The following is a 12,723-nucleotide window of genomic DNA, read 5'->3' on the forward strand; positions in this document are numbered from 1 at the left end:
GAAGAGATGCATCAAGAGCAACTTCAGTTGGAACCCGGTAGAGGACCTTCTCAGAAGGGCCGATAGGTGTGCCCCCCTATGGGGGGCTTAATGCGAAACCACGTTCTACGAACGTGGTGATTCACTTCAATACCGAGCGCGAACCGCCTATCAAGATCCGCCAGACGAAGTACTTGAACAACATCATCGAACAGGACCACCGCGCGATCAAGCGGCGCACCCGACCCATGCTCGGGTTCAAAAATTTCCGGTGCGCCCGCATCCTGCTTGGTGGCATCGAGGTGGCGCCCGTGATTGCCAAGGGGCAGATGAAAGGCAATGGCGCCCAACAAACTCCCGCCGGGCTATTCTACTCGTTGGCGGCATAAGTAGTCCTCTGCATATTAGACTTTCCTCACCTGGCGATCGTTATCGCGACAGAGCCCCTCGGCGCAACCCAAGCTCAATGAGGTATTGCGGTTGGTCGCTCGCCTGGGCGGATTCCTCGATCGCAAGGGCGACGGCGAAACCGGCTCGGAAACCATCTGGAAGGGATTCACGAAAGTTCATATCGCCGCAGAAACAACCGGTTTGTTACGCGATGACGTTGGTAACGACACTTGTGTATAACGACATGGGTTCAGTGGCCGGGCGTTAGGTGACAACCTACCGCGCCGCTGGGTCCGACTGGCGTGAGATGGCGCGATAGAAATGGACGCCGAAAAGCCGTTGCGCGGAGGCGCTTGCGGAATTCCAAGGCCAGCAACGTGAATTAAAGCGCGTCACGATGGCGTCAATGAGATTCAGACCCTATTAAAAGGTGAATGGGAGCTCACTTTCATTTATTGAAGTTAGCTGCTATAGTTGTCTGTATGGAAGTCGGATAGGTGGGTAACTCAGGCATGGCAATCGAACAGGCGGGGCGTTCTCGCAAAGGCGCGAAGGGTAGTAGGACGGAAGCGGCAATCAAGGCTGCGGGTCGTCGTGTGTTGGCGCGAGACGGCTACGTCAACGCGAAGATTAGTGATGTCGCGGAAGAGGCGGGTAAAGCAATCGGTTCCTTTTACAAGCATTTCCGAAACAAGGAGGAACTGCTACTGGCGCTTGCTGAGGAATTCCGGATCGCAGTGCAAGACAACATTGGCGCGCCCAGCGGGATCGAACTGGACCCCTTTGACAATTTGCGCGAGGTTGTACGTTCGTTCTGGCGCGCTTACCGCGAACACGGGGCGGTTGCCGTAGCGGTCTTTCAGGCCTCGATGGTGAACGAGTCGTTCGCGGACATGTGGAGGCAGATTCGTGCACAGGGCATTCGCATCGCTAGCATTCGCATTCGCCTGGCGCAGCGCCGCGGTTATTGCACGGGCGTTGATCCGGAGGTCGCAAGCTCCGTGCTTTGCTCGATGGTTGAATTCACCTGCTACAGTTGGGTCGTCAAAAATGGCGACTTGGATTTATTGGGTCGAAACGCGGATGACTCTGAGTTGATCGAAACGCTAACGAAAATGGTTGTTGGGGCAATTCGATGGCGAGAAGATGCGGTTGACTGACCGGCAACTCCAGATGCAATAGCCGCACGCAATGGTGCCGTGAAAGAAGCGTCGTTCCGGGTTACTGCGGAAACAAAAGAGATGGATGACTGGACGCGGTTGACATTGAATAGCAGTTGGAGCTGATTGTTGACGAGTACTTTCCGCAGTTACTCGAGTGACGACCGGGTCCGTGTGAACTAACAATGTTGGTAAGCATTTTTGGTGTAGTCCCCGTACGTTGGTCGCACAGGATCTCGTACGAGGAAAGATGAGGGGGTTGGTGGTGACGTAATTGTATGGATTCCTTAGGTTTTTTGCCGGAGCGCGATGGCGATGTGATGCGGCTTGAAGAACTTACCGCTTCCAACTCTGGCTGGTCTCGGGCAATCAAGGCGAATATAACGAGTCCGGGGGGCTATTTTTTCCGCGCTTCCTCAGCAATTTCTGGAGATTTACGATGTCGTCTGAAGATATCTTTCGTCCCTTCGTAGTTGGTCTAGGTGGTACGTCTACGCCAGGTTCGTCTACTGAAAAGTCTCTCAAGATCGCATTGACCGCAGCCGAGAGTGCGGGGGCTGACGTACAGATTTTTGGCTGCGAAGCACTTGCATCGTTGCCCCATTATCTCACGTCGAATGCCGCTGACACACCACGCGCGATCTTGCTTTTGAAAGCAATCAGGGCTGCCGATGGAGTGATCATTGCAAGCCCTGGATACCATGGAACTATTTCTGGACTCTTGAAGAATGCAATTGACTATCTTGAAGAGACGGCTAAGGACGATCGCCCGTATTTGGAAGGTGTTCCGGTTGGCCTGATAGCAACGGCTTATGGGTGGCAGGCGACAGGCAGTACCTTGGTCACATTACGGACAATTATTCACGCACTGCGTGGGTGGCCTACGCCATTTGGAGCAGCGATCAATAGTTCAAGTGGAATCTTTGTGAACGATGAATGTATTGACTCCGCGGTAGCCAATTCGCTAGAAACCGTTGGCCGGCAAGTCGTGGAGTTCGCTCGGATGAAGAAATTGGCCACATTGAGGAACTCGGACGAACGGAGTACAGACCCCGCCAAATTTCGTGTTGGTTAGAGTCGGAGGTTTGTAATATTTCAGATTGGAATTTGGATATTTTATCCTGACGGAATTCAGGCGGTAATTTTGACGGGAATGTGTTAATTTGTAATTATTAAATACTACTAAATTATATTAATAGAAATATTTGATGGTTCTAGAATATTTTGTGTTCTCGCAGACTTTTGTGTTCTCGCAGACGGATATTGCCGGCATCTCGATAGTATTGCGGCGAGGCCGATGATTATCATCGGCGCAGGCTGGCATGGCACTTCAAGAAGCGCACCAACTGCGAAGCGAGCCGCAGCATGCGCACACGTACGATAACTTTCGAGCGGATTCGGTCGGCAGTGAGGAGAAGGCGGGGTGAGTGATCTAAAGAAAGGAAATTAGGAGGTTGAAATGGCTGCGGGTGGAAATTCGCTGCGGTGGCTCATTGAGAAATGGTTTGGTTCGACGTCTGAGGGCACCAATCGACTTACGCGAACATCGCGTGTGCATTCGTCTGTAGGTCGCTGCGTGTGTTTCGAATCGATTGGGACTGGCGGTGCAATGAAAATATTTTTTTTCCGTCACGACGATGGGTCATGGAATGTGTCTCCTCCTGCGTCGAAGACACCAACGTTCACTCTTAATTAATTGCGTCGCGACGTAAGTGTACTTGTTGTACGGGACAAAACTGGCACCAGGGAACCTCATCATGTAAGTCGATTGCTGGCCATGATTCGCAAGGAACCCATGTGTAGGAGGAGACGACTGATGGACATTATCGAACTAGCCATCGCTTCAGGGATGCAGGTCACGCTTGATGGTCGTATCGGCACGCAGGAATACAGCAGTGTGCATGGTTCGTTGCAGGCGTTGCGACGCTTTGCTGAGGCGGTGGTGGTCACAGTCCCATTTGTTGCTAAGCGTCAGGTGCCGACCGAAGCGGAGGCCCCAGCCGACTCGCTGAACACTCAAGGCCGCGAGGCCCGCAATGATTGCTAGAACCTGCCGCTATTGCCGCCCGTGCCATATTGACTTGAGAATGAAGGAGAAAAGGAAGTGAAAACAGATTCGATCGAAACCGCAATTGACGCAATTGCGGCCGGGCGGATGGTCGTCGTAGTGGATGACGAAAACCGCGAGAACGAAGGCGACTTGATTATGGCTGCGCAGGCTGCAACAGAGGCCGACATTGCCTTCATGGTGCGCTACACGAGCGGAGTGCTTTGCATCTCGCTGCCGGGAGAGCGTTTGGACGCGCTATCGCTTCCGCTTATGGTGGCGAACAATAGCGATTCGATGAGTACTGCATTCACGGTGAGCACGGACTACCGCATCGGTACAACGACAGGAATTTCGGCGGCCGACCGTGCTATCACTGTCAGGGCACTCGTCGACGAGAATGCCGACGCCGCGGAATTTAGCCGGCCGGGGCACGTTTTCCCATTGCGTGCTGTGCGCGGCGGCGTATTGCGCCGTCCTGGACATACCGAAGCAGGGGTTGACCTCACGCGACTCGCAGGGATGGCACCTGGTGGCTTGCTGGCCGAGATCGTCAACGACGATGGAACTATGGCGAGGTTACCGCAATTGATGGCGTTCGCGCGCACGCATTCGCTGCCCACTGTCACGATCAAAGATTTGATTGCATATCGTCGCAAGCATGAATGCATCGTAGAACGCATGTCGGTCGCGCGTCTGCCCACCCGATATGGTGTGTTTGCGGTGTACGGGTATAGGGAAACGATCACGGGGCAGGAACACGCCGCGCTCGTGATGGGCGAATTGTCGGGAAACGACTCTCCTCTCGTGCGTGTTCATTCTGAATGTCTGACCGGAGAAGTGTTCGGGTCGATCAGGTGTGATTGCCGCGCACAACTTGACCTGGCGATGGAGCGAATCGCAGCAGAAGGCAGCGGTGTCGTTGTTTATCTTAAGGGGCACGAAGGGCGAGGCATCGGATTGACTGAGAAACTGCGAGCCTATGCATTGCAAGACGAGGGCCTCGATACCGTTGAGGCAAATCTGCAGTTGGGTCTTCAGGTGGATGCGCGAGACTACGCGGTTGGTGCTCAGATTCTCCAGGACCAGGGCGTGACAAAGATGAGGCTGATGACAAACAACCCGCGCAAGTATCAAGGCATTTCCGGGTTCGGATTGAGTATCGAAGAACGCGTGCCCCTCGTAACTGCACCAAACAGCGAAAACGCTTCCTATCTGAAAACAAAACAGGCAGTGCTCGGACACATGTTGGACTGAGTTTTGCAAAACAGAAGCTGAGCGCGTTTGTCGGGCGACGCGCCTTTTCGATGTTGTGGTCGTAGCTGTCGAACCCATCTTGGTGGGGCTGTGGTGCGCGCCTTGTCCGGTGGGTGATACAGCTTAGTTTCTGGCTTGAAGTACAACACCTTGAATCAAGTAAGGCGTTGCGATGACGAAGTACAAGCATCTGAGCACGCAGGAGCGCGCGGTCATCATGGTCGAACATCGGAAGGGGAGCGGCGCGAAGGCCATTGCACGACTGTTTGGGCGAAGCGCCTCGACAGTTTCGCGTGAACTGGTGCGCAACGGCGGTGCGGCCACGTCGCACTACGATGCGACACGTGTAGCGTCGACGTACCTCGTTCGTCGGCAAGGTTGCGAGCGTCGGCGCAAGCTGCTTGTCTGCGGCGGACTCGTGCTCGAGGCGCTGCACATCGCTCACTGGCCGGAGGAGATTGAATTGCGGCCGTTGGCAGGCCATTGGGAAGGCGACCTCATCAAGGGTGTGCGCAATCGTTCCGCCGTGGGCACGCTGGGTGAGCGGAAGGCGCGTTTCATCGTGCTATGCCGTATGAGCGGTCGCGCGGCCCAGGGCGCCTTGGAGGGCTTCACGCGCCTGATGAAGAAGCTGCCAGCACTTCTGCGTGAGAGCCTGACTTACGATCGCGGAACGGCAATGACCTGCCATGTCGATCTGTCCAGACGTTTGAATCTTGATATTTGGTTTGCCGAACCGCATGCGCCCGACAGCGCCGCAGCAATGAGAACACCAACGGTTTGCCCCGCTGGTTTCTCCCCAAAGGGATGGACCTTTCGTCAGTCACACAGATCCAGCTCAACGACATCGCCAAATTGCTCAACGGCCGGCCTCGTCAGACGCTTGGCTGGGATACGCCCGCGGAAGTAATGGCCAGTGAATTGTTAAACGCTGGACTTGCCAAACGTTGCACTTGACTCTTGAGGCTGCCCCATGGACCTGCGCAGGATTCGATATTTCGTCGCTGTTGCCGAACAGTTGCACTTCGGTCGTGCGGCTGAAAAGGTAAATGTCGCTCAGTCGGCGGTTAGCCGGCAAATCAAGCTTCTGGAGGAGGAAGTTGGCTTCACGTTGTTCACACGCATTGGCCAGAAGGTTGGTCTTACCATTCCAGGTGAGATTTTTCTGCCAGAAGCCTATGCGATCCTTCAACGGGCGGACGAGGGGCTGGATCGGGTGCGCGCTTGCGCTCGCGGCACGGTCGGCCGCTTGACGATCGGCTTCGTTGATGTCGCGGTCTGGGCCACCTTGCCTGCAATCTTAAGCGAGTTTCGCAGTCAGGCCCCGTCGATTGATCTGCAATTGCGACAACTTGATCGCATCTCGCAGATCGAAGCGCTGAATACCTCCGCGATTGATCTCGCCATAGTTCCGTCACCTGTGCCGCTGGATGGGGATATCTGTACCGAATCCCTCGCTGCTGCCCCCTTTGTAGCTGTACTACCTAAGCAACACCGCCTCGCCGGTCGCCGTGATATCGCGTTGCGAGAACTAGCGAATGAGCCTTTCGTTTTATTCCCAACGCGTATGCGGACTCGGATGGGGGAGATGATCGTCGCAGCCTGCTCGGGGGCGGGGTACATGCCTAGGGTGACACAGGAGGCTGAGCAGCTTCATACGCTGATGTCGTTAGTAAACGCCGGGATCGGTGTGACACTCGCACCGGAATGGGTTGCAGAATACTTTTCTACAGGCGCATCCTATGCGTACCTGACCGATCCCTTACCCAATTACGAGCTGCTGATCGCGTGGCGAAAGACGGCGACCAGTAGCAATGTCGCGATCAATCAATTCCGACGAGTAGTTCAGAGCACGTCACTTGATCTTGAAACTAGATCACTCAGTCAGTTTTCTGTTCTGGATGTCAGTGAAGTCGATTGAGATACTTTCTAACAATCACTGGGGAGGGAAACGATGATTGATGGTCTGCCCGTTTTAGATGCTGTCGTCCACGCCTACAATATGGATGCGGCTAACTACGCCAATCGCTTCGCTGCGCCGTTATGCGATCTCGTCTATGGGTCAGTATTGGCGACGGCGCGGCCTGGCTACGCACCGACGAAGGCGCAATTCTATCGGGACTGGTCCATCAAGGAGGCGGCTGAGCAGGTATTCGTCGAAAGTGACACCGATCTCGCCGTCTATCATGTTCTGCCCATATTCTCGTTCAAGGATGGGTTGTGCAGCCTGGAAAAGGCGATTGAGGCCCAGGCGCGATGGCCGCATCGGTTTATCACTTACTGCGGTGTTGATCCGATGACCGGTCAGGCCGCGCTGGATGAACTGGAGCGGCAGGTGGAACTGCTGCGTCCGGTCGGACTCAAGCTCTATCCGAACAGCTGGGTTGGCAGCGAGATACGCGGATGGAAAATGGACGATCCGGAGATCGCGTTCCCATTGTTCGAACGTGCCGAGAAGCTGGGGATCAAGGTCATTGCTGTCCATAAGGCACTCCCGCTCGGGCCTGTGCCCATGGAGCATTACAAGGTCGACGATATCGACCGGGCATGCATGGCTTTCCCCGGGCTAAATTTCGAGATCGTCCACGGAGGCATGGCGTTTCTGGAGGAGACGGCGTGGCAACTCGCGCGGTTCGACAATGTATATGTCAATCTGGAGATCACTAGCGCTCTGGCGGCAAACCGCCCGGCGGCATTTCTTCATGCGATGGCGGCGCTGATCGGCCCAGGAGGGCAGCATGCTATCGAGCGGATCCTGTGGGGTACCGGAGCTATGGCCTTCCATCCCCAACCGCTGCTGGAGGCGTTCGTCCGCGAATTCGCTTTCCCCGAGGCGCTGATCGAGGGCACTGGTCTTCCGCAACTCGATCTCCCGGCCAAGCGTGCGATCCTGTTCGACAATTATGGTCGAATGACGGGGCTCGATCTCGAAGCCCGCCTTTCCGCTACGCGCGACGACGAATTCGCGCGCCGGCGGCCAAATGGGCCGGTTGCGCCGTTCTCAACTGTGCAGGAGGTTGCCAATGCCTGACACCGCTGCAATTCGAACCATACTCGATCAGGTGGTCGATCCCTGTTCGATTGCGACAGGCCTTCCAATCAGCCTGCCCGACATGGGAATGGTGAGGGGGGTAACGTTGAGCGAAGACGGCGTCGCGCACGTTGAGTTGCGCTTGACCAGTCCGGTCTGCTGGCAAGCGGCCAATATCATCGCGCAGGTGGAGCAGGTGGTGGCGCGAGTGCCTGGCGTCAGCAAGGTCATCTGCACAGTCGATCCTGCATCGGAATGGACTCCGGACATGATGGCGGCGGGCCCCCGCGCCGAACTGCGCCGCCTGCGGCCGATGCGGGCATTGTCATGAACAACGTACTTTCTCTTTGACATGCCGAAAGCCGATAACCTGACTTGGCTCTTGGATTCAGGCGATACGGACGGACTTCGGGCGTGCGAGCACAGCCATGAAGTTGAACATGCTCACGCACAGTGACACCCTGGTTGCCTACGAGCAGGTCTCGTGCGCGCTCACAGGCTAGGGGCGAGTGGGCGTCTTGGGACGTAATGTCAGGTTCTCGGCCAGTGAGCGCCGGTGGTAGCCGCTGTGCTTCTTCCGTTCGCGCGAATTTGCTCGGACCGGCCAAGAGCAGGGCATCCAGCGACAATCTACTCAGGTGGATCATCTCCAGACCAATGGCGAGCCTGAGTAATTCATTCAATCAGCCTTGCCGGAGTGGGTCTATGCCCGGACATAGCAAACCTCCGCACGTCGCAGCGAGGCCACGCGAGCTGGAGTATCACTACAACTGACACCGCACACAGGGCCATCAGCGGCATCGCGCCGATGGCCAGCATTACCACCTAGAGAAACAATCTCTTGACGCTTCACACCTCACTGTATTGTTTTACGCGGCCTCAACGTCCGTCTGGGTGGCGTGGCCAATTGAATGACACCCAGAGCGGTTTGACTCTAATTACCGGGCTGACGGATCGTCAAAGCGTTGTCGACCGAATTTACTCCACTTACAGCCCGGGCGACCTCGCCGGCGCGCTCGATTTGAGACTGGTCCCTGACCGAGCCTGCGAGCGTGACCGATCCATTCTTCGCACGCACAGAGATGGTCGGTGTGTCGACAATCTTTGCCTTAATCAGGGCCGCTCGTACTGCCTTCGAAAGCGCGCGATCAGCCGCCCTACTCGACTTTGTTGATTGGGGCGTTGGGGTAGAAGCTCCGCTCGTCTGGGCATACACACCCATTGACGCGGACGTGAGAAGGCAAACCACCAAAACCGAAAACGTACTTCTCATCGGGATATCTCCTAATAGGGATCAAAAGCCTAAAACTTCATCGCTTTTCAACTTCCTCATAATGTTGCCGCGTGCTAGCGAGATTCCTAATTAAATTAGAACATGTGCATGATGCCCACGTATCCGCCTTGCTGATTATGTCCCTGCTCAGGTGGCGAATCTTGCGTCTCTACAGGAAACGCTGCATTTGCGCCGTTGAACATTGAGGCAACCACCACGTAGATAAATGTGCGCTTCGAAAGGTTGTACGTCGCGCCCAGGGCGGCGAGGTTGGCAGTTCCGCCGCCGTGGTTGACATTGGTGTGGTACCACGCAGCCTGTAGCTGAAGTGCCGGATTGAACTGATAAGACACGCCAACCCACTCCTGACTCGCTCGTGTTGCACCAACGGTGTTGGTCGAATCGACGACAGTATCCGATCCCGAGGAAACCAGTTGCTGGTAGCCCGTGTAGAACTTCCACGCCTGCAGCTGGTACGTGGCACCAGCCATATACTCTCTCGAGTTGCTGTACAGGCCCGAGAAGTTTCCGTTCGCGTCCCGACGCTCGTCGTAGAGTCCGTAGCCAGTGAATCCGCCCAAAGAATATTGCACGCTTGCACTGAATGTTCGAGATGCCTTGAAGTTACCAGCGGTATTCCCGAAGCCGTTTTGCACGCGAAACGAAAGACCGTGCATCTCCGGCGAATTGTAGGTCAAAGCGTTCACCGCCTGTCCAGTTCCGCGGTACCTGGAAAAGTTGAGGACGCTGGTCTGCTGTGCGACAAACGGATCGAGGTACCACTCCGTCGCGTCCGACAACACCATTGCACGGCCAGCCCACAAACTGCCGTAGGTGTCGTTTGACAGGCCGACGTACGCGTAACGATTCCAGTAAGCATCCCCGATTGTCTGGCCGGTTCCCGCAAGGAACATATTTTCCAGGTTGAAGACTACTTTCGTCCCCCCGCCAAGATCCTCTTTCCCGAGAAGACCAAGAAAGCTTGCCCCGTACTGATTGCTTCCAAACCGAAAGAGGTTTTTGCTGCCGTCCGAAGTCGCAACGTGGTTCACGAAATCAATATCAGCAGCCACGCGTCCGTAAAGCGTCAGGGAGCTTTGGGCATGCGCCGTGCAAACACCAAGCGAGGTTAAAATCACGCAAACAATATTTTTTTTCATATGTCGTCTCCTAATATAGTCATATGTTACGTTCAACATCATCCTGTATCGATTACTCAGGCAAAGCAAAAACACATCAACTGCGCGTAAGAAAATCGCTCTCTCAATAAAAATCGTCAGAGCGTATTCCCCTCTCACTTGGAGAGGGTTCAAGACTTGCACAGACCCGGATGTTCAATCCCAGGCCCGTCTTGCAAAATATGTGCATCAAACAACCTGACTTGAATCTGAACCTGAGCATCCGACACATGCTTAAGCGCGTGCTTCTCGATGAGATGGCGTGCGTGTTGCTGCGGAGTGGATTCGTGGCGCTGATTGCATCGGCCGCGCCGGCCAAGGAGACGAATTGTCGGCAGTTTTTGATTGAAGCGACGTCGCGCACCCACTATCCCCAACAGTGGTTTGGACTGAGCGATGTTGTGATGAAAGTGACGGCATATGCTCGAGCAGCACCAGTTGGCTTGTTTGCGTGTGTCCCCGCGCATCTCCCCGGCAGTAGTCGGTAGTTGCGCAGGATTCCTGATTGTTGTCTGAGATATTTCCACAAATATTGCGTGTAAGCGTCAGCACAGGCGGCCTCGAACGGGCCAATGCAACAACACCCTATGTGACGCAGCGCGCGATGAATTACATTACTGTTTGAACATAAGCGTCAATTGGTGGGAACGTCCAATTTAAGGAGCCGATCGGCATTGCCATGCGCGATCTTGATCCGATCAGCAGGAGACAGCGGGAGAGCATCAAAGAATTTTCGCGCCGGTGCGTTAGCACTGTAGGGATAATCTACGCTAAACATGATCCTATCCGCACCGAATGTAGTTAGTGCGTTCAGGAAAGGCGATATGTGAAATACACCAGATGTCGTTATGTAGACATTTTCTACGATCGTCTGGCTGATCGGGTTCGCACCGCGGCTCATAAGCACGTCATCGGCACGCCCGAGCATGAAAGGCAACATTTCTCCCATATGCCCGACGATCACGGTCAAGCCGGGAAATTTCTCAAACGTTCCGGCTAGCACCAACCGGAGGACATGAATTGCGGTCTCCGAATGCCAGCCGAATATTCCGGACGCAAGCAACGGCCCGGTTCGCCCTGGTAGTCCTTGATAGTAACAGTCATATACTGCCTTCGGCGGCAGATTGGGATGAATATAGATCGGCACATCGAGCGCGACAGCCCTAGCCAGCACCGGTGTGAAACGTTCGTCATCGAGGAAGCGGCCATCTGTGAGACCGTTCACCATTGCACCACGAAAGCCGAGATCAGAGACGGCGCGTTCCAGCTCGTCTGCCGCCGCGTCAGGTTCGCGCATCGGAAGATGCGCAAATCCACCGAAACGGCCCGGATGCCGACGCACGGCTTCGCCCAGGCGATTGTTCGTCTCCTGAGCGAAGCGGATTCCGGCATCACCGTCTAGAAGATCGGCCCCGGGCATACTCGCGGAAATCACCTGCTGGGTGATGCCGTGCTCGTCCATGGCAGAACGGCGGCCAACATCGAGATCCCCTAGCACGATGTCACTCTCTGGCGAATAACCGGGATTGCTGCTGGCATCAAAATGGGCGTGGACCAGCGGGGGAACAAGGAAATGCTCCTCAAGAGCTACGATCCTCATCTTCTCTCCTGTTGAGACAACTCGCTCGTCGCGACGATCCAATTTATCACCGCAGAGGCCGGATTATTACGCTTTCCGATCTCAGGAAACCTTGAGCGCGCCGCTGTCCATATAGACGATCTCGCCAACGAGCAGACGGTCCCGGCACTCCAGTGCGATCATGCATGGTGATTTCACCGACGTTCCGGAAATGTTGAGACTTTGCAGGTCATCCCCGGCGGCTTCCACATCGAACTCTCCCTCGACGTAGATGCAATTGTCCACGATGGTCACGCGCGTAAAAGACTTGAGCGCTGGACCGGGCCATTTCTCGAAACGGTCGAGATAGAATTCGCGGATGCCGTTAAAGCTGTTCACATCGACGCCGAGCGCCGGAATTCTTTGATAGGAACCAACCGGATGAACCGTCGCCATCGTTTCTTCGATGTCGTTCGACCATTCGGCGACAAGATGGCGTTCGAATACTTCCTTGTTTGCCCGGCTTAGGTCGGTGTCGGCCACAAAGACGGGGCCGTTTGTATAGCTTTCGATCGAAAAGGGCTTGCCTTCCCACATCAGCGCCTTGGTACGGGTTTGCACCGTTGCCATATTCTGTCTCCTTCTTATAGATAGACATTAACCAACCGACTCGTCATGCCCTTAAGGCAATGCGTGCCAGTCCATACCGCATAAGCTAATACCGTCTTCACATCGAGTCCAACAGCAAATCCAGATGGCCCGATCGAATCTTGTGAACGTCCTTCGGGTCTTCAGACTTTTCACCGTGACTGCAAAATGAGAACGGCTTGGTCGAAAAGGTCCATGACAT

The 12,723-nt window shown here is 55.1% G+C and carries 11 protein-coding genes and 3 pseudogenes; 10 read left to right on the forward strand and 4 right to left on the reverse strand.

Translation table 11 applies throughout. The annotated features are described in order from the left end of the window. Positions 1-128: 128 nt before the first annotated feature. The 10 genes and pseudogenes from GNZ13_RS41585 to GNZ13_RS41630 form a co-directional block, all read left to right on the forward strand. Positions 129-368 (forward strand): annotated as a pseudogene (locus GNZ13_RS41585) (DDE-type integrase/transposase/recombinase); the annotation flags it as partial. A 67-nt stretch (positions 369-435) separates the two neighbouring features. Continuing rightward, a pseudogene (locus GNZ13_RS53075) lies at positions 436-609 on the forward strand (IS4 family transposase); the annotation flags it as partial. Positions 610-881: 272 nt separating this feature from the next. Further along, positions 882-1,529: a TetR/AcrR family transcriptional regulator gene (locus GNZ13_RS41595; RefSeq protein ID WP_172176135.1), complete on the forward strand. Its 648-nt coding sequence runs from the start codon at positions 882-884 to the stop codon at positions 1,527-1,529. Between the two features lie 439 nt (positions 1,530-1,968). After that, a complete protein-coding gene (locus GNZ13_RS41600) occupies positions 1,969-2,604 on the forward strand; it encodes an NADPH-dependent FMN reductase (RefSeq protein ID WP_172176137.1) in 636 nt (211 codons plus the stop codon). A 741-nt stretch (positions 2,605-3,345) separates the two neighbouring features. Continuing rightward, positions 3,346-3,576, forward strand: coding sequence for a hypothetical protein (locus GNZ13_RS41605; protein WP_172176133.1), 231 nt, complete (start codon positions 3,346-3,348; stop codon positions 3,574-3,576). A 57-nt stretch (positions 3,577-3,633) separates the two neighbouring features. Next, on the forward strand, positions 3,634-4,833 hold the full coding sequence (locus tag GNZ13_RS41610; protein WP_172176139.1) for a bifunctional 3,4-dihydroxy-2-butanone-4-phosphate synthase/GTP cyclohydrolase II: 1,200 nt from the start codon (positions 3,634-3,636) through the stop codon (positions 4,831-4,833). Between the two features lie 172 nt (positions 4,834-5,005). After that, a pseudogene (locus GNZ13_RS54690) lies at positions 5,006-5,790 on the forward strand (IS30 family transposase). Between the two features lie 16 nt (positions 5,791-5,806). Beyond that, positions 5,807-6,754 (forward strand): LysR substrate-binding domain-containing protein, encoded by a 948-nt coding sequence (locus GNZ13_RS41620; RefSeq protein ID WP_172176142.1) that lies wholly within the window; start codon positions 5,807-5,809, stop codon positions 6,752-6,754. Positions 6,755-6,787: 33 nt separating this feature from the next. Next, on the forward strand, positions 6,788-7,864 hold the full coding sequence (locus GNZ13_RS41625; protein WP_172176144.1) for an amidohydrolase family protein: 1,077 nt from the start codon (positions 6,788-6,790) through the stop codon (positions 7,862-7,864). Continuing rightward, positions 7,857-8,195, forward strand: a complete 339-nt coding sequence (locus GNZ13_RS41630) for a metal-sulfur cluster assembly factor (protein WP_172176154.1) — start codon at positions 7,857-7,859, stop codon at positions 8,193-8,195. Before GNZ13_RS41625 ends, GNZ13_RS41630 begins: the two co-directional genes overlap by 8 nt. A gap of 603 nt (positions 8,196-8,798) precedes the next feature. On the opposite strand, the gene GNZ13_RS41635 is transcribed toward GNZ13_RS41630, so the two are convergent. The 4 genes from GNZ13_RS41635 to GNZ13_RS41650 form a co-directional block, all read right to left on the reverse strand. Further along, a complete protein-coding gene (locus GNZ13_RS41635; protein WP_172176156.1) occupies positions 8,799-9,137 on the reverse strand; it encodes a BON domain-containing protein in 339 nt (112 codons plus the stop codon). A 95-nt stretch (positions 9,138-9,232) separates the two neighbouring features. After that, positions 9,233-10,297 carry a porin gene (locus GNZ13_RS41640; RefSeq protein ID WP_172176158.1) on the reverse strand — a complete coding sequence of 355 codons (1,065 nt, stop codon included), beginning with the start codon at positions 10,295-10,297 and terminating at the stop codon, positions 9,233-9,235. Positions 10,298-10,949: 652 nt separating this feature from the next. After that, on the reverse strand, positions 10,950-11,915 hold the full coding sequence (locus GNZ13_RS41645; protein ID WP_172176160.1) for an amidohydrolase family protein: 966 nt from the start codon (positions 11,913-11,915) through the stop codon (positions 10,950-10,952). A gap of 81 nt (positions 11,916-11,996) precedes the next feature. Next, the gene (locus tag GNZ13_RS41650) at positions 11,997-12,503 is read right to left on the reverse strand and encodes a hypothetical protein (RefSeq protein ID WP_172176162.1); all 507 of its coding nucleotides are present in this window, start codon (positions 12,501-12,503) and stop codon (positions 11,997-11,999) included. Positions 12,504-12,723: the final 220 nt, after the last annotated feature.

The sequence above is a fragment of the Paraburkholderia elongata genome, assembly GCF_013177735.1.
GTDB lineage: Bacteria > Pseudomonadota > Gammaproteobacteria > Burkholderiales > Burkholderiaceae > Paraburkholderia > Paraburkholderia elongata.